The sequence below is a fragment of the Lachnospiraceae bacterium JLR.KK002 genome (assembly GCA_036941025.1).
Lineage (GTDB): Bacteria > Bacillota > Clostridia > Lachnospirales > Lachnospiraceae > Petralouisia.
The window spans coordinates 3829277-3847481 of record JAYMNP010000001.1; the positions used below are offsets into that span (position 1 = coordinate 3829277).

Annotated in this window: 15 protein-coding genes; 3 read left to right on the forward strand and 12 right to left on the reverse strand. The window is 47.9% G+C overall.

Annotated elements, in window-relative coordinates; all coding sequences use genetic code 11:
* Positions 1 to 4: 4 nt before the first annotated feature.
* The 12 genes from VSQ32_18630 to VSQ32_18685 form a co-directional block, all read right to left on the reverse strand.
* A complete protein-coding gene (locus VSQ32_18630) occupies positions 5 to 850 on the reverse strand; it encodes a class II fructose-bisphosphate aldolase (GenBank protein ID MEH2944806.1) in 846 nt (281 codons plus the stop codon).
* A 139-nt stretch (positions 851 to 989) separates the two neighbouring features.
* Positions 990 to 1709, reverse strand: coding sequence for a GntR family transcriptional regulator (locus VSQ32_18635; protein MEH2944807.1), 720 nt, complete (start codon positions 1707 to 1709; stop codon positions 990 to 992).
* A gap of 284 nt (positions 1710 to 1993) precedes the next feature.
* Complete coding sequence (locus VSQ32_18640) at positions 1994 to 2428, reverse strand: RpiB/LacA/LacB family sugar-phosphate isomerase (GenBank protein MEH2944808.1); 435 nt, start codon at positions 2426 to 2428, stop codon at positions 1994 to 1996.
* A gap of 94 nt (positions 2429 to 2522) precedes the next feature.
* Positions 2523 to 3821, reverse strand: a complete 1299-nt coding sequence (locus tag VSQ32_18645; GenBank protein MEH2944809.1) for a transaldolase family protein — start codon at positions 3819 to 3821, stop codon at positions 2523 to 2525.
* A gap of 312 nt (positions 3822 to 4133) precedes the next feature.
* Positions 4134 to 5651: an FGGY family carbohydrate kinase gene (locus VSQ32_18650; GenBank protein ID MEH2944810.1), complete on the reverse strand. Its 1518-nt coding sequence runs from the start codon at positions 5649 to 5651 to the stop codon at positions 4134 to 4136.
* A gap of 244 nt (positions 5652 to 5895) precedes the next feature.
* A complete protein-coding gene (gene deoC / locus VSQ32_18655) occupies positions 5896 to 6624 on the reverse strand; it encodes a deoxyribose-phosphate aldolase (GenBank protein ID MEH2944811.1) in 729 nt (242 codons plus the stop codon).
* 32 nt (positions 6625 to 6656) lie between these two features.
* On the reverse strand, positions 6657 to 7382 hold the full coding sequence (gene deoC / locus VSQ32_18660) for a deoxyribose-phosphate aldolase (protein MEH2944812.1): 726 nt from the start codon (positions 7380 to 7382) through the stop codon (positions 6657 to 6659).
* Between the two features lie 76 nt (positions 7383 to 7458).
* Positions 7459 to 8394: a transketolase C-terminal domain-containing protein gene (locus VSQ32_18665; GenBank protein MEH2944813.1), complete on the reverse strand. Its 936-nt coding sequence runs from the start codon at positions 8392 to 8394 to the stop codon at positions 7459 to 7461.
* Between the two features lie 4 nt (positions 8395 to 8398).
* Entirely contained in the window at positions 8399 to 9241 is an 843-nt protein-coding gene (locus VSQ32_18670; GenBank protein ID MEH2944814.1) for a transketolase, read from the reverse strand.
* Positions 9242 to 9429: 188 nt separating this feature from the next.
* Positions 9430 to 10842 carry a HAMP domain-containing sensor histidine kinase gene (locus VSQ32_18675; protein MEH2944815.1) on the reverse strand — a complete coding sequence of 471 codons (1413 nt, stop codon included), beginning with the start codon at positions 10840 to 10842 and terminating at the stop codon, positions 9430 to 9432.
* Positions 10839 to 11540, reverse strand: a complete 702-nt coding sequence (locus tag VSQ32_18680; protein ID MEH2944816.1) for a response regulator transcription factor — start codon at positions 11538 to 11540, stop codon at positions 10839 to 10841. The genes VSQ32_18675 and VSQ32_18680 overlap by 4 nt, the downstream gene beginning before the upstream one ends.
* A gap of 17 nt (positions 11541 to 11557) precedes the next feature.
* A complete protein-coding gene (locus VSQ32_18685) occupies positions 11558 to 13927 on the reverse strand; it encodes an endonuclease MutS2 (protein MEH2944817.1) in 2370 nt (789 codons plus the stop codon).
* A gap of 314 nt (positions 13928 to 14241) precedes the next feature.
* Here VSQ32_18685 and VSQ32_18690 point away from each other — a divergent pair, with 314 nt between their 5' ends.
* The 3 genes from VSQ32_18690 to rlmD all read left to right on the forward strand — a co-directional run bounded on the left by VSQ32_18690 (position 14242) and on the right by rlmD (position 18136).
* A complete protein-coding gene (locus VSQ32_18690; protein MEH2944818.1) occupies positions 14242 to 15537 on the forward strand; it encodes a S1C family serine protease in 1296 nt (431 codons plus the stop codon).
* A 23-nt stretch (positions 15538 to 15560) separates the two neighbouring features.
* Positions 15561 to 16508, forward strand: coding sequence for an HD domain-containing protein (locus VSQ32_18695; GenBank protein ID MEH2944819.1), 948 nt, complete (start codon positions 15561 to 15563; stop codon positions 16506 to 16508).
* Positions 16509 to 16675: 167 nt separating this feature from the next.
* Positions 16676 to 18136 carry a 23S rRNA (uracil(1939)-C(5))-methyltransferase RlmD gene (gene rlmD, locus VSQ32_18700; protein MEH2944820.1) on the forward strand — a complete coding sequence of 487 codons (1461 nt, stop codon included), beginning with the start codon at positions 16676 to 16678 and terminating at the stop codon, positions 18134 to 18136.
* Positions 18137 to 18205: the final 69 nt, after the last annotated feature.

Sequence of the window (18205 nt, forward strand, 5' to 3'; positions counted from 1 at the left end):
TCATCTAAAATTCTTTGCTGAGACCTGAGAACACCTTCAGGTGTTTCTGCACTTCCAGAACTACCGCCTGTTTTACTTCCGTGTCGAAAGGAATGGGAGCGTATTTTTCTTCTGAGAGAACCAGTTCCCGGATTTTGTCCAGATACGCATTTTTGACTACGGTGGAAATGTTGACTTTCCGGCCGCCTGCGGCAATCAGCCGGATAAAGGTATCTGCGGACAGTCCGGAGCCTCCGTGGATGACCACCGGAGTGGTTTCCCGGCCCAGACGTTCCACCAGGTCAAAATTGATTTTGGGCACTCCATGGTAAATGCCGTGGGCGGTTCCGATGGCGGGAGCGATGGCGTCAATGTGGGAACGCTGAATAAATTCCATGGTTTCTTCATAATCTGCGCCCACAGCCGTATCACTGACGATATCTTCTTCCACACCGGAAATGATACCGATTTCTCCTTCGATGGCCACGTTGCGTTTATGGGCGTATTCGGCCAGTTCTCTGGTGTTACTGATATTTTCTTCAAAAGGCAGATGGGAAAAATCCATCATAATGGCGTCCCATCCGGTGTCTGCGCAGAGCTTTCCCAGTTCTTTGTTCCGGCAGTGGTCCAGATGAAGCGCAACCTCTATGCCGAGACCCTGCCGCAGGGAATCCACCATATCGTATAACCGTTTCGCGCCGAAATGTTCCACGGTTCCGGCAGAAGTCTGGATAATCAGGTTGACGTTAAGCTGGCTGGCAGCTTCTGCGGCGGCGTCTGCGGTCAGGTAATTGAAGATATTCACTGCTCCCACAGCGATATTTTTCTTTCTGGCATCCTCTAATACGCGGATAAATCTGTTGTCTGACATATGTTATTCCTCCTTTTACAATATCATGCATGTATATACAGGAAAAGGTACAATAAAACTCTTCCTGGAAAATCTGATTGAAAGGGAACTGCCAGGAGCAGTTCGGCTGAACAGTGTATGAAAATCTGCGCATATGCAGTTATTCATACTGAAGACGGATTTTGATTTTATCTCCCCGGAAAACTACTTTTGTATATTCGTAAGGCTCGTCTGTCTCGGAATAAAGAATATCCTTCAGCAGCAGAAGAGGATAGCCTTTTTCCACGTCAAGAAGGGCTGCTTCCCCTTCGGAAGCCTGTACGGATTCCAGTGTCTCCAGAGCTTTTTTCCGTTTGATACCGTAGTTCTGATTGAGGAGAATGCATAACTGCTCCTTTTCCAGAGCTTCCGGCGTCAGTGTTTCACTGTAGGAAGAGTTTACATAGGAAATATGTATACTGATAGGGCCTCCCTTAATACAGCGTACCCGCTTGATTTTAAATACGGGGGTGTCTTTGGGAAGTCTTAAATGTTTTGCGACTGTGGCGCTGCATGGCTCTATGCCGCATTCAATGATTTTTGTGGCCACTTCATAGCCCATTTTCTCCAGCTGTTCCCGGATGCCGATGTAGGATGGGCTGAATGTTTCTATTTTTTCAGCTACAAAAGTGCCGATACCCTGTACCCGGTAAAGACGGCCTTCTTTTACCAGGTCTGTCAGAACAGAACGGACAGTCATGCGGCTCAGGCCATAGGTGGCGCTGAGTTCATTTTCTGACGGAATTTTCTTATTCGCTTCCCATTTGCCGGAATCAATGGCATCGATCAGGATATCCATAAGTTGTTGATATAACGGTTTGGGGTTGTTTCTGTCTAACATTTATGTCCTCCTCCTCATCTATTGAAAACAGATGATTTGGCTGTCCGCTGTACGGAAGAATCACACTTCATCCTCTTTCAATACATGTATAAATGACCATTTTCTCAGCTTTTTTCGGGCCGGATTGGATGGTCATCCACCATATGGATGTTAAAAATTTCCACATTAATATTATAGGATATTAGAGATTTACTGTCAAGGTTGCGAAATCTGCGAAAAGGCTCCGGAGCCTTTTCCATTCAGGTACCCGGAGCCTTTGCTGTCTTCGCTTCATATATTCCTGTTTACTCATTTTCAAAGTCTGTAATTCTCTGAACCTTGGGCCCGGATCTTCCGTTTGGGTCAAAGGTCTGGGCGAGATATTCTTTTACCATGACTTTGGCCAGTTCGATGCCCACAACCTGGGCACCCATGGTAATGATGTTCGCATGATTGGACAGCTCGGCTCTCTGGGCCTGGTATACGTCGTGGATACATGCTGCGTAAGCGCCTTTTACTTTATTTGCGGCGATGGATACGCCGATTCCGGTTCCGCACAGGAGAATGCCCCGGTCAAACTCTTTAGCAGCAACTGCCTGGGCTACGCGGAATGCGGTGTTTGCGTAAATGGGATCGTCGCTGCCGAAATCTGCTGTTTCGTATCCCAGGCTTTCCGTATATGCCATAAGCTGTTCTTTGAACTCCTGTGCGTTTGGATCACATCCAAATACAATTTTCATGTTGCTTCCTCCATGACTGATGTTTTTACACAGGGTAAAAACGGGTGTATGTTCTCTTACAGGAAATGTCCTGTTACGTTAAAGCGTGAAGTATTTAACTCTGTCCCTTTGCCGCATTCATAAACCGTCTCTGGTAGCTGATAACCTGATTGGTGGACGTGAACCTTGCAAGATACTGGGGCTCGGCGGTGATGACTACTTTATGATTCATATCCTGGAATTCCGGTTCAGCCAGAAGTTTGTCAATATCCGGATAGTTGTAAGGGCCTTCCATGGAGCATACGATAAGCCGTGTGTCTTTCATATTGCAGTTTTTCAGTACCCGCAGATTATGCCGCATACCGTCCAGTCCGTCGCTGCCCTGAGCGTCCTCAAAATGGCGGTATGTAATCAGGTCCCGGCCGAAGCGGAGCACTTCTTCCAGGGAAATGCCTTTGTCGGCTTCTGTGTAATAGTCACAGGAAATAAAGTAATCCCGAAGCTGTTCCAGAACAGCGGAATCGCCGGAAGCATCATACATATGAAGATAATTCTGAATGGTCTGGGACTGTACCAGACGGTGGCGCAAAAAGGTGTTGATGAAATAGGGTCTTGCCTGCAGTGCCATAAGGGTCTGGAAGGGCTCAAACATCAGGGTAAAATTCACCCGGTATCCGTGCTCATGCAGTTTCAGTGCCAGGTTGTGGCCTCTCAGTGCGTGTTCTGTCTCAATCTGGTCGAAGCGTTTATCCAGTTTTTTATTACCGTTCAGAAGCTGTCCCACGTTCTGGGGTGTGACTGCGCCGGTGTGGGGCACTTTGATTACCACCCGGTATTTGGAGAACATTTCTTTAAATTTTTCCGCTTCTTCCAGAATCTTGTTGAAGTCTTCCTCAAAGGGGTTGTTCAGCTCCACGCTGATGTCGCACCCCGGCCCCAGGATTTTTCCGATTTCTTCCATAACCTCATCACGGTTTTTGTAGATATTTCCCACGTTGGCTTTGGGATTGTTGATAAACAGATCGTAGATAATACCGGGGTTGCAGGTAAGATTGGAAATCAGGGGGCTGATGGGGGCTACCTCGTAGGGATTGGCGCTGTCTGCGGAAAAAAGTACTCTGGTGGGACGTAAGATTCCGTTTTTATCATAAGAAATATCTCTGACCAGATCCGCCCGGATTACACCGTCACTGTCCAGCACCAGTTCCCGTTTAAATCCGGCAGGAGTTTCTCCTTCCGGTACGTGGAATGTTTCGATAACGTCTCTGAACTGGTCGGTAACGCCGATGCAGCGGCCAATATGTTTCAAATCCTGATATTCTTCCAGGTCAATGGGCATGTCCAGAACCCGTTCCACCAGGGATTCTTCTCCCTGGATGGTTTCCAGTCCCAGTGATTTTAAATTGATGTTCATTTTCTCGTAACCTCCTGTCAGTAAATGCTTTCTGTCAGTAAATGCTTTCTGTCCGGAAGATGGTTTGTCCGAAAAACGTGTCTGCCGGAAGAAGGTGATATACATGTATATACAATATAAGATATAATTTAAAAAGAAAGAGTAAAGAAATGTAACAGTGAGGGCTCTCCTGTTACGGAAACTTCCGTACATCCGGGCAGGAGAGAGGCAGGCAGGTAAAAACGCTCCTGTCCGGAAACGGAATTCCTTTCATTCCGGTCTGCAGGCTGGTAAGCCAGAGGGAGGGCTTACCGGCCTGCAAATCTGATATGATTAGAAAATCTTTTTGTCCAGTGCGTCGTAAATGTCGCAGAATCTCTGGTAAGCTGCGTCATAAGCTGCAAAGTTGTCCGGATTCGGTGTGTATTCTTTGGTAGTGCGGACTACCTTTGCTGCTTCGTGGCAGTCTTTGTATGCGCCTACGCCAACGCCTGCGTAGAGAGCTGCGCCCAGACATCCGGCTTCTCCGTTTTCCAGAATCTGGATGGGATGTTTGAAAATGTCGGCCATCATCTGGCACCACAACGGAGATTTTGCTGCTCCTCCGGCCAGACGGATTTTGCCGATTTTAATGCCGGATTCTTCTTCTGCACGGATAATGTCATACATTTCATAGCAGATACCTTCCATGACTGCACGGGCCATGTCTGCCTTGGTTGTTCCGAGGGTCATGCCAATCCAGGAGCCTCTTGCTTTTCCGTTGATTCTGGCTCCGCCGGCGCCCTGCAGGAAGGAGAGGAAGGTTACCCCGTTTGCTCCGATGGGAGAGGTTGCAATCTGGTCATTAATCAGGTCATAAGGGTCTTTTCCGGCTGCTTTTGCAGCTTCTTTTTCATAATCGCAGAAAGTGTCGCGGTACCATCTGTATGCAGATGCTGCGGTGTTGGCAAAAGCCTCAATGGTGAAATTGCCGCATCCATGGTTGCCTTTTACCACCAGACGTTCCTTGGGGTCGCGGATGGATTTGTCAGAAACCACGAAGCAGGAACCGAAGGTGCCAAGTACCAGGGCAGCGTCTCCGTCGTTTACAGCGCCTGCGCCGAAGGTACAGCAGTTCTGGTCATGAGCGCCGATGCAGATGGGAGTTCCCACCGGAAGGCCTGTCTTTGCAGATACTTCTTCTCCGATATGTCCTACCACTTTACCGGGTTCTTTTACGATGGTGGCACGTTTGGACAAATCAATGCCCAGAATGTCGTGGAGTTCTTTGGACCAGCATTCATTGTCAATGTCCATCATACCTTCCCGGCTGGCGGAGGAGTAGTCGGTGTAATATCCGTCCGCGCCGAATTTTTTCAGGAAATAATCCTGCATGGTGGCGAACATGGCTGTTTTCTCAAAGTTTTCCGGTTCATGGAGTTTCAGCCATGCCAGTTTTCCGTTGGAGAAGGTGGTTCCCACCGGGTCTCCGGTCTGCTTATAAATTTCGCTTCTGGGGATTCTGTCTAACAGGTACTGAATGCCTTCGCCTTCACTTCGTAAATCCTGCCATCCGACCCATGGACGAATCAGTTCGCCTTCTTCATCCAGAAGTCCGATTACGGAACCCTGGCTGGAGAAGCCAAAGCCGATAATGTCGTTGGGGTTGATGCCTGTTTTCTCAATGGTGGTCTTAATGCTGTCGAAAAATGCGGGAAGCAGGTCTTCCGTAAGCTGCTCTACATATCCGGGCTTCGGATAATAGCAGGGATATTCCCGGTAATCGCTTCCAATCAGTTTTCCGTCCAGATCAAAAATACAGGTTTTGCAGCCAGTGGTGCCGCCGTCAAGTCCAACTAAATATTGTGCCATAATAAAAATCCTCCTCGTTTTCTTTCAAAATTTTTAAAACCCCGAAATATTTGTCAGCAGATACAAAACATACTGTCCGTGCAGGTTTCGGTTTATCAGGTCAGTAAGGAATACAATGGCAATTTGTATTTGGGGATGAAGCCCGCCCGTCCCGTAAATTCCATATCTGTTCTGTCTGTGTGTCTGTTCCGGCATGTGCCGGAATCTGTCTGTACCGCATCCGGTGTAAAATGTCTTTTCCGGACTATTCTTTATCTCCAACGTAAGCCGGAATCAGGCCGATTTTTCTGAGATCGTCTACTGCGTCCAGAATTTCCATAGCAGCTCTTGTTCCGATGATTTCTGCCCCTGCCTGGATAAAGCAGAAGGTGTTCTGAGGTCTTGGGTCCTTCACACCGGCAACTTTTACCTTTGTTTTGGTGCCTTCTACAGCATCCACCATCAGCATAACGTCCTGAACGGAGGGGCCTGCATACTGTCCCGTGGAAGTTTTTACCCAGTCAATGCCTGCTTCGCATACCAGTTTGGTGGCGGTTACGATTTCCTCTTTTGTCAGGAAGCAGGTCTCGATAATCATTTTGGTCATAACGCCCTGTGCAGCTTTTACATATTCCTTAAATTCTGCCAGAATCTTGTCGTATTTTTTGTCCTTCAAATCGCCTACGTTCATGCAGTTGTCCAGAACGGTAGCACCCAAACGTACGGCTTCTTCTGTTTCAAATGCTTTGACTGCGCTGGACTGCTGGCCAAAGGGGAATCCGATGGCTGCCCCTACCATGATGTCCGTTCCTTTCAGTTCTTCTGCTACGATGGGCGTCCATTCCGAAGAGGAGAAGCAGAAAGCCTTACAATTGTACTCTTTTGCAAGCTGGCAGCCTTTGCGGATTTCAGCTTCTGTGGTCTGCTTGGGCAGTACGGAAAAGTCAAATAATTTTCCCATATCCCATTTTGTCATTTTTGATAAATCAATCATTGAAAAACCCTCCAGTCATATTCTGTCTGTGCTTATTTATCCCCGGTATAAGCGGGAATCAGTCCCATTTTCCTCAAATCATCTACGGAATCCAGAATTTCCACTGCCGCTCTTGTTCCAATCAGTTCTGCACCGGCTCTCAGGAAGCAGAAAGCGTTCTGCGGTCTTGGGTCTTTCACACCGGATACTTTGATTTTGGTTTTGGAGCCTTTGACTGCGTCCACCATCAGCATAACGTCCTGAACGGAAGGTCCTGCGTACTGTCCTGTGGAAGTTTTTACCCAGTCAATGCCTGCTTCGCATACCAGTTCCGTAGCGGTTACGATTTCCTCTTTTGTCAGGAAACAGGTCTCGATAATCATTTTGGTCATGACGCCCTGTGCAGCGTCTACATATTCTTTGAATTCCGCGCGGATTTTGTCGTATTTTTTGTCCTTCAAATCGCCTACGTTCATGCAGTTGTCCAGAACGGTTGCGCCCAGACGAACTGCTTCTTCTGTCTCAAATGCTTTGACTTTGCTGGACTGCTGGCCGAAGGGGAATCCGATGGCTGCGCCTACCAGAAGGTCGCTGCCCTTCAGTTCTTCTACCACTACCGGAGTCCATTCTGAGGAAGAATAGCAGAAAGCCTTGCAGTTGTATTTGATGGCTTCCTGGCATCCTCTGCGGATTTCAGCTTCCGTTGTCTGCTTGGGCAGCAGTGCGTAGTCAAATAATTTCCCCATTTCCCATTTTGTCATTTTTGATAAATCCACCATAGTTAAATCCTCCTTTGTATATGTAAAGTTACCACCCTGCTGTGAATGCATGGGATATTTCTCCCGGACATCTCTGTCAGCTTTCACAGACTTTTTTTACTGTCTCCATAATTCCCCGGGGTTCCAGCCCGTAATATGCCAGCAGTTCTTCATAAGGCCCGTTTCCGGCATACAGATGGGGGATTCCGTGCATGTGCAGCGGAACTTTGATACCGGCTGCATTCAGTGTTTCCAGAACTATAGTTCCCAGACCGCCTTTGACATAATGCTCTTCCACGGTCACCACACGTCCTGTTTTTTCAGCAGATGCCAGAATCATTTCCTCATCCAGAGGCCATACGGAGGGCATTCCAATCAAATCTGCATGTATCCCTTCCTGTTCCAGCAGTTCTGCCGCCTTTATGGCAAATGCGGTAGTGGAACCTGTAGAAATAAGAGTCACGTCGCTGCCTTCTCTGATTTTCCGGCCTTTACCGATGACAAAGGGCTCCCGCTCGAATAATACTTCAATTTTGGGATTGCCGATTCTCATGTAAACGGGGCCTTTGTGGTCAATCATTGCCTGAACAGCGCCGATAATTTCATCAGGGTCCTGAGGCGCCAGTATGGTTACTCCCGGAATCATCCGCATCAATGCAAAATCCTCCAGAGAATGGTGGGTTGCACCAAGGTCAGAATAGGTGATGCCGCAGTTTCTGCCCACAATCTTGGCATTCTGCTCCATATAGCCCAAATCGTTCCGGAACATTTCAAAAGGCCGGACGGTGACAAAGGGTGCAATGGCGCAGAATACAGGAATTTTCCCGGTGGCTGCAAGCCCTGAGGCAATGCCGACGGCAGTCTGTTCCATAATGCCGCATTCAAAATACCGTTCCGGATATTGTTCCATAAATTCTGTAAAGCCGGAGCTTTTTCCGCTGTCTGCAGAGAGCACAACGATGTCCTTATTTTCCTGAGCAAGCTCTGTCACTGCTTTCCCGAAGGTTTTTCTGGGGTCCATCCATTCACCCATAATTTCACTCCTCCTTTTCATCCAGCATGGAAATCAGATCCCGGTCCAGTGCGTCGCAGTCTTCGAGGCTGGCGTTCCAGTAGTGGAAGGCTGCCTTTCCTTCTCCCTGCTTCAGCCCTTTGGATTTGACGGTATGGGCCACAATCATGGAAGGTTTGCCCGGTTCAAAGGGAAGGGCGTCCAGTGTTTCCACAATCTGTTTCATGTCGTTTCCGTCGATTTCACGGACAGCCCAGCCAAAAGCCCGGAATTTCTCATCAATGGGAGTGAAGTTCATCACCTCGGTTACGTTGCCGCTGATTTGCAGACCGTTGAAATCCACAAAAGCGGTGAGATTGTCCACCTTATGATGGGCGGCCGCTGCGGCTGCTTCCCAGTTGGAGCCTTCTGCCAGCTCCCCGTCTCCCAGAATCGTGTAGACCTGAGAAGATTTACCGTCCAGACGTAATCCCATGGCCATGCCTGCGGCAATGGCCAGACCGTGTCCCAGCGCGCCGGTGTTGGCTTCTACCCCCGGCAGTTTGTGCATGTTGGGATGGCCCGGAAGTCTGGAATGGAGAGAACCGTAAGTGTCAAGGAGTTCTTTCGGGAAGAATCCCATTTCTGCCAGTACAGCGTACTGAACCATACTCTTGTGTCCTGCGGACAGCAGGAAACGGTCTCTGTCCGGCCAGTCCGGTTCTTCAGGGCGTACTTTCATTTTGTAAAAGTACAGTGCGGTTACAATGTCCATGGATGAAAATGCGCCGCCGATATGGCCGTGGCCGCTGGCCCGCATCATCCGGCTGACATTTAACCGGCAAAGGGTTGCTTTCTGCTCCAGGGAGTGAAGAAAGTCCTGATTCACGGTATCACCACCTTACCTGTTTATTCTTATCTTACCTTGTATATACAAGTATATAATATAACAATCTCTTTGTCAATGTAAATTTTCATAAAGTTACATGTGGCGTAACAGTTCAGATGAAGAAAGAGGGGGCTGTGGGAAAACTCTGTTTTCCCACAGCCCCCTGTAGCCGGTTCCGGTACGGTCGTTTAATCACGGTTATCCTGATTCAGAGGCAGGGTAAAAATAAACTCCGTGCCAACTCCTTCCGTACTGATTACGTTGATATTTTCGTTGTGGACGGAAATGATTTCCCGGACAATGGCCAGACCCAGGCCTGTGCCCCGTTTATCTTTTCCGCGGGATAAATCTGTCTTGTAAAAGCGTTCCCAGATTTTTTTGATGCTGTCTTTGGGAATGCCGATGCCCGTGTCTTTTACCGAAATAAACACTTTTTCATTTTTTTCCGTAGTTTCAATGGTAATGGTGGAATCCGGATGGCTGAACTTGATGGCATTGTCAATCAGGTTGTAGAGCACCTGCTGGATTTTGCTCATATCTGCATAGACGAAGGAGGTATGCCCTGTCAGTATCAGCTCAAAGGAAATTTTCTTTTCCTGGCAGATGCCTTCAAAGGACTGGACCACCAGTTTGATGGTGTTGTTGATGTCGAAGCTGCTGATATCCAGCATGGTGCCTCTGGCTCCGTATTTGTTCAGCTCCAGCATACTCTGAGTCAGCTTGTTCAGGCGTTCCGTTTCCAGCAGGATAATGTTCAGGTATTTGTCCTGCATTTCGTGGGGGATGGTGCCGTCCATAATGGCTTCCACATATCCCTTGATGGATGTGAGGGGAGAGCGGAAATCATGAGAGACATTGGCGATGAATTTCCGCTGGTCATCTTCCAGGGTGGAAAGTTCCGTGGCCATATAATTCAGGGAGGCGGCCAGATACCCGATTTCGTCATTGGTCTGGATATTAATCTGAGTGTCAAAATTCCCCTCGGAATAGTCTCTGGCTGCCCGTGTAATTTTCCGGATGGGGATGTAAACGGTGCAGGTAAACAGTCCCAGCAGTACAAAAGCGCAGAGGAAAATAACTGCCAGCGTCATATAGGCAATATTAATAAATCCGTCTTTCAGAGCAATCAGGTCACGGACGGGCTTGTGAATCAGCACATAACCCCGCACCTTGTAATTGATGGTAATGGGAGAAAATACGGAGAGGGTTTCTTCCTGAAAAGTATTGAAAAAAGTACCTGTCTGGTAGTAGCTGGTGCCGAAGGCGGTAATGTCAAAATTCTGGATGGCGTCGGAAGAAGTATCGGAACTGGAACTGATCAGCACCTTTCCGTCCGGACTGACCACCTGAATTTCCGTATCCAGGTAAGTGGCCACTGCCACAAAATGGGAAGTTACGTCTTCCAGCGTCATTGTGCCCCGGTAATAGTTGGCGGCATAATTGGCTGCCAGAAGATTGGATTCCCGGTACAAATCGGAAGCTGTGTCCCGCTCTATGTAATTCAGGGTCATCCGGGAGGTAAAGATGGCAATGGTAAGAAAGCCGAGAATACCAAAGGCCACATACCCCAGTAAAAGTTTTGGATAAAGGGTTCGTTTCACTGTTTTACCTCGAATTTATATCCGATACCCCAGACTGTGGCAAGGCTCCAGGAGGGGTGATCTTTTATTTTTTCCCGAAGGCGCTTTACATGAACATCTACGGTACGGGTGTCGCCGATATATTCATATCCCCAGATATGGTCCAGAAGCTGTTCTCTGGTAAATACCTGGTTGGGGGAGGAGGCGAGAAAATAGAGGAGTTCCAGCTCCTTGGGGGGCATATCCACAGGTTTTCCGTAGTAGAGAACGGAATAGTTGGTCTGATTGATGGTAAGGTCAGGATATTCCACACATTTGATATCGGAAATGGAAGCGTCCGGCCGGGAAGGCTGGTAGCGCCGGAGTACAGCCTTGACTCTGGCCACCAGCTCTTTGGAATCAAAGGGTTTCATAATGTAATCGTCCGCGCCCAGTTCCAGTCCCAGGACTTTATCAAAAATTTCTCCTTTGGCGGAAAGCATGATAATGGGAAGGTTGGATTTTGCCCGGATTTCCCGGCATACCTGATATCCGTCGATACCGGGGAGCATTAAATCCAGTAACATCAGGTTGGGCCGGTACTGTTCATAGACAGCCAGCGCTTCTTCTCCGTCGTGCACCATGCGGGTGTCATAGCATTCTTTGGTGAGATAGAGAGAAATCAGTTCGGCAATATTTACATCATCGTCCACGATTAAAATTTTCTGTTTTGCTGCCATAAATACCTCCTGTTCCTTTATGAAAATTCTGCTATGGTGACGCCGGAATCTCCTTCTCCGAATTCACCCAGGCGGAAAGATTTTACATATTTCAGACGTTTCAGATGTCCGTGAACTGCCTTGCGCAGCGCCCCGGTACCTTTGCCATGTACAATCCGCACAGAAGGCATATGGGCCAGGTAAGCATCGTCCAGATATTTGTCCAGCAGAGCAATGGCTTCGTCGGTAGTTTTTCCAATCAGATTGATTTCCGTGGAAATGGAGGCGGATTTTGACATCTTTATTTTTCCGGCTCCTGTGGATTTCTTCTTATTGCCGAAGGGGGCCGGTTCTTCCAGCAGCACAAGGTCTCTGATATTGACCAGGGAGCGGAGAATACCCATCTGGACGTACAAATCTCCTTTGTCGTTGGGCAGAGTGTGGACGGTGCCTTTCAGGTTCATGCTCAGGACTTTTACGGAGTCTCCGATACGCAGCTTTTTGGGAACCTTGTGGTTGGCGGTTTCCTTCTGCTTCATGGCCATGTCTTTTTCCAGCGTGTTCATTTTATTCCGAAGTTTGCTGCGCTCCTGCTCCATATCTTTTGCAGTAGCGTTTCCCTGTCCGTATTTATGGAAATTTTTAATGGTCTGGTCAGCCACTTCCTTTGCTTCCCGGAGGATGGCATGAGCTTCCTCATTGGCCTGCCGGATAATCTTTTCCCGCTGGCTGTCCAGCCGCTCCTGTTTTTCTTCCATGCGGCGTTTCAGGGCCTCCGTTTCCTGACGGTACTGTTCTGCTTCCAGACGTTCTTTTTCCATGGTAATCCGGCTGGTTTCCAGATCGGAAATCAGATCTTCCAGATTTTCATCCTGTTCGGTCATGCGGCTTCTGGCGTCTTCAATGATTTCCGGTGGGAGGCCCAGCTTGCCGGAGATGGCGAAAGCGTTGCTTTTGCCGGGAATACCAATCAGCAGCCGGTAGGTGGGGCTTAAAGTTTCCACGGAAAATTCACAGCAGGCGTTTTCCACGCCGGGGGTGGAGAGGGCGAATACTTTCAGTTCGCTGTAGTGGGTGGTGGCCATGGTGCGTACGCCGTAACTGTGAAGCCTGGAAAGGATGGAAATAGCCAGAGCGGCTCCTTCGGTGGGGTCTGTTCCGGCGCAGAGTTCGTCAAAAAGCACCAGCGAGTTTTCATTTACATGCATCAGGATGTTAATAATGTTGGTCATGTGAGAAGAAAAGGTGCTCAGGTTCTGCTCAATACTCTGTTCGTCTCCAATGTCTGCAAATACATCCTCAAATACCGACAGTTCCGAACGGTCGTTGGCAGGAATATGGAGTCCTGCCTGGCCCATCAGGGTGAACAGGCCCACTGTTTTCAGGGAAACGGTTTTTCCTCCTGTGTTTGGGCCGGTGACAATCAGCAGATGGAATTCATCTCCCAGATGAATGTCAATGGGTACCACCTTATGGCTGTCCAGCAGGGGATGGCGTCCTTTGCGGATACGGATACGGTGCTCCTGGTTAAAGACGGGAGCGGAACCGTTATATTGTCTGGCCAGAGCGCCTTTTGCAAATATAAAATCAAGCTGTGTGAGTATTTCGTAGTTGCTCTTTAAATAAGGAACAGATTCTGCCGCAAGATTGCTCAGAGAGGCCAGAATCACTTCAATTTCTTCCTGTTCCTTCATATGAAGTTCACGCAGGTCATTGTTGAGCTTTACCACAGCCATGGGCTCGATGAAAATGGTGGAGCCGGTGGAGGACTGGTCATGAATCATGCCGGGAACCTGGCTTTTTGCTTCTGCTTTCACCGGGAGGCAGTAGCGTCCGTTACGCATGGTAATCACTGCGTCCTGCAGATGGTTCCGGCTGCTGTTTAACATGTCGTTCATCTGGCTTCGGATTTTCTCATTGGTGTTTTTGATGGAACGCCGGATATTTTTCAGAGCGGCGGAAGCATCGTCTGCGATTTCATCTTCCGACAGGATACACCGCCGGATTTCGCCCAGAAGGGAGGGAAGCGGTTCGATGGCGGAAAAGAATTCATCCAGGGAATCCAGCCGAACATCCTCTCTTTCGCTGCGGGCATAGATTCTGGCACGTTTCGCCACTTCCAGCAGGGAAGCGATTCGGAGCAGTTCTTCTATGCTCAGAGTGCCGCCGATTTCCAGACGTTTGAAAGAGGCCCCCAGGTTGTGGGTGCCTGCAAAGGAAAGGGAACCTTTCTGAAATATTCTGGTCAGCGCATCAGAAGTCTGCTGCTGAGCAAGCTGAATTTCTGACAGATCTGCGGAAGGTTTCAGGTTCCGGCAGAGTTCCCTGCCGGAGGCAGAAGTGGCGTGGCTGCACAGCATATCTATGATTTTGTAATATTCCAATGTGTTCAGTGCTTTTTCATTCATAATTTTATTCCTTAATCTGTAACTATTCGGAACCCTCTGGAAATAGCAATTCAGAACGTTCAAATTAATTTGGTTACCTTAATTTTTTTATATTGAAAGGTATCATTTTTGTAATCTCCTGATACCAAAAGGTTTCCATAACAGGGTCCAAAGCCGGACTGCTACAGGCAAATTATACATTAAAAATAAAAATCTTGCAACAAGCGGGGGAAAAACGTATAATATCTATGTGACAGTTCATTTATATAAAACGGGAGGCAGGATATGTATGGCATACAGGGGAAACCGTAATATGCTTATCAGGAGGACGTGCCATGAAGCAACCGGAGCAGAATGAGCAGGAATTTGCTTTTATTAAGGAAAAAATAAAAGACAAACCAGTCAACAAAAAGCGACTGTTAATCCGTATGGGATATAACCTTCTCTGCGCTGTGATTTTTGGGGCAGTTGCCTGTTTTGTATTCGTAGTTCTGAGACCGTATCTGGAAGAATGGTTCTGTCCGCCGGAAGAATCCACCATCAGTATTCCAAGGGATGATGTTCCCCTGGAGGAAGATAATACGGAGACGCCGGAGGAGGAAGAAAAGGAGCCTGAGCCGGAACCGGAAAGTCAGACCGTGGTGGTGCGGGAAGAACTGGAAATCGAAGATTATCAGGCATTGCAGAATAAACTTTACGCTATCGGAAAGCAGGCCAATAAATCCGTGGTAACCGTTACCGGAGTAACAAGCGGTATGGACTGGTTTAATACCCCTTATGAAAATGAAAACCGGGCCGCCGGAATTATCATCGGCAACAACGGACAGGAGCTTCTGATACTGACAGAAAAAAAAGTTATTGCTGCCGCGCAGGCTATCAGTATTACATTTATGGATGATACAATGGTTTCCGCTTCTCTGAAAAAATATGATGGAAATACGGGAATTGCAGTAATCGGAGTTCTGCTGACGGAAATTCCGGAAGCAACCATGGAACAGGTGATGATTGCATCTCTGGGCAATTCCTATATGATTGAGCAGGGAACCACAGTGCTGGCCATCGGAAGTCCGCTGGGGGCAAATTATTCGATTCTGTGCGGGACGATCACATCTTCCAGAAATGAGGTTTCCACCATAGACAGAAATTATACGATTTTTACCACAGATATTGTGGGAAGTGAAAACGGAAGCGGTGTGATCATCAATCTGAAAGGCGAGATCGTAGGCCTTGTGCTGCAGGATTACAGCAGTCAGAGCGACCGCAATACCATTACCGCACTGTCTGTTTCGGAGCTGAAGCAGTTGATTGAAGATTTGTCCAATAACCGGGATATTCCCTATGTGGGCCTGCGCCTGAGCACTGTTACAGATGATATTGCGGAAGAATATAAAATTCCCAAAGGCGTATATGTGAAATCCGTGGTTCTGGATTCTCCTGCCATGACTGCAGGTATTCAGGAAGCGGACGTAATTGTAAAAATAAACGGTGAAGATATTGTAAATGTGGAGCAGTATAATCAGCGCATTTATGCACTGAATCCGGAGGACATCATAACCATTACCGTGAAACGCCAGAGCGGTGAGGAATATGTGGATCTGGACTGTGTGGTAACGGCCGGTATATTAAAATAAATTTTCAGGTGAGGAGTAAAGTTATGAAATATATAGAAACCCTGAGAGAGGGAGAACGGGTGGGAGAAATTTACCTGTGCAAAACGAAACAGACAGCGCTGACCAAAGCGGGAAAGCCTTATGAATCTCTGATTCTGCAGGATAAGACAGGAATCCTGGATGCAAAAATCTGGGACCCCAATTCTCAGGGCATTGATGAATTTGAAGCATTGGATTACATTGACGTGGTAGGCGACGTGACCAGTTTTCAGGGAGCCCTCCAGTTAAATGTCAAGCGTGTCCGCAGGGTTCAGGAGGGAGAATACGACCCCATAGAATACCTGCCGGTCAGTGAAAAGAATATTGACGAAATGTACCGGGAGCTTACCGGATTTATACAGGAAATGAAAAATCCATGGCTGAAAAAGCTGTGTTCCGGTTTCTTTCTGGAAGATAAGGAATTTGAAAAGCGGTTCAAGTTCCACAGTGCGGCCAAAAATGTCCATCACGGTTATGTGGGCGGACTGCTGGAACACACATTAAGCGTGACGAAACTGTGCCACTATTACACCCAGGCGTATCCCATGCTCCATAAGGATCTGCTTCTGACTTCAGCCATGTTTCATGATATCGGCAAGCTGGAGGAACTGTCTGTTTTTCCGGAAAATGACTATACGGACGAAGGGCAGCTTCTGGGCCATATTATCATTGGCGTGGAACTTCTGGGAAAACGTATCAGCGCCATGCCGGGATTTCCGGTGAAGCTGGCCAATGAATTAAAGCACTGTATTCTGTCCCATCACGGAGAACTGGAGTATGGTTCTCCTAAAAAACCTGCAATTGCAGAGGCAGTGGCTTTAAGTTTTGCAGATAACACGGACGCAAAAATGCAGACCATGAAAGAAGCCCTTGCTGCCGGGGACGGAACCAGCGGATGGCTGGGCTATAACCGTCTGTTTGAATCCAATATACGAAGAACCAGCGAGGAGTAAAGGCTGTGACAGGGAGTCGGATATGAGTGCGAGGAAAGGGTATTGGCAGGGAATCGGACATGAGATACAGAAAGCAGAAAAATAACAGAGTCAGAAATCAGAATAATTCAGACCAGAAGAATGAAAGCCGGAATGCAGCGGGAGAATGGCCTGTATTTCAGAAAGATATGGAGCTGGAGCTGCTGATTGAGGACATGGGTGCTGAAGGGGAAGGCGTCGGAAAGGCCAATGGTATTGTTTTTTTTGTGAAAGACGCAGTTCCGGGGGATCAGGTACTGGCAAAAATCATGAAAATGAAAAAGCATTTCGGTTATGCACGTCTGCTGAAGGTGCTGAAGCCATCTCCTTATCGGACAGAGCCCCGGTGTCAGTATTACCGTCAGTGCGGCGGCTGTCAGATACAGGCGCTGGACTATCCAAAGCAGCTGGAATTTAAAGAGAATAAGGTACGTAACAATCTGAAACGTATTGGCGGATTTTTGCTGCCGGAGGAATTTAATGATGAAAATGCCGGTGCAGATGGGCTTTTGCCTCAGGAGCATTTTCCGGAAGAGCCTGTTGCCATACAGAAAAATTATATTCCGCTGATACATCCCATTATAGGAATGGAAAAACCCTGGCTTTACCGGAATAAAGCCCAGTTTCCGATAGGAACAGACAAAAACGGAAAAATTGTTACTGGATTTTACGCTGCCCGTACCCATAACATTATTCCAAATCGAAAATGTTTTCTGGGAACGGACGTCAATGAAAAAATACTGGAATGTGTCATTTCATTTATGGAGGAATATAAGATTCCGGCTTATCAGGAAGAGACAGGTACAGGTCTGGTTCGCCATGTGCTGGTACGTTCCGGGTTTGCCACCGGGGAGCTTATGGTATGCCTTGTGATAAATGGGAAACAGCTTCCTTTTGCAGAACGGTTGGTGGAAAAACTTCGGACTGTGGAGGGAATGACCAGTATTACTCTGAATATAAACGAAAAGAATACAAATGTAATTCTGGGCGAAGAAATTATCACGCTTTGGGGGCGGAATTATATTACGGACTGTTTGGGAGAAATAAAGTATCAGATTTCTCCCTTATCTTTTTATCAGGTGAATCCGGTGCAGACCCGGAAACTGTATGAAACTGCGCTGAAGTATGCAGGACTGACCGGCCGGGAGATCGTCTGGGATCTTTACTGCGGAATCGGAACGATTTCCCTGTTTCTGGCCCGGAAGGTGAAACAGGTCTATGGCGTGGAGATTGTGGAGCAGGCTATCTCGGATGCCAGGCGAAATGCCCGGATTAACCATATTGATAATGCGGAATTTTTTGTGGGCCGGGCAGAAGAAGTGCTGCCGGAGTTCTGCAATACCCTTTTGCGGCAGGGCCGGGAAGGGTATCCGGATGTAATCGTAGTGGATCCGCCGCGAAAAGGCTGCGATGAAAAGTGCCTGGAAACCATTGTGAAGATTCAGCCGGAACGGGTGGTGTATGTGAGCTGTGATTCGGCCACACTGGCCAGGGATTTGAAGTATCTGTGCGGGGGCGGGTACGAGGTGAGGGAGGTGCAGCCGGTGGACATGTTTCCCCAGACGGTGCATGTGGAGACTGTGGTGTTGATACAAAGGAAAGATACCTAGAAATCCTTGAATTTACGCACTTTGTGACATTTTTCAGTTTCAACAAAATCGGTGAAAATCATAAGGAAA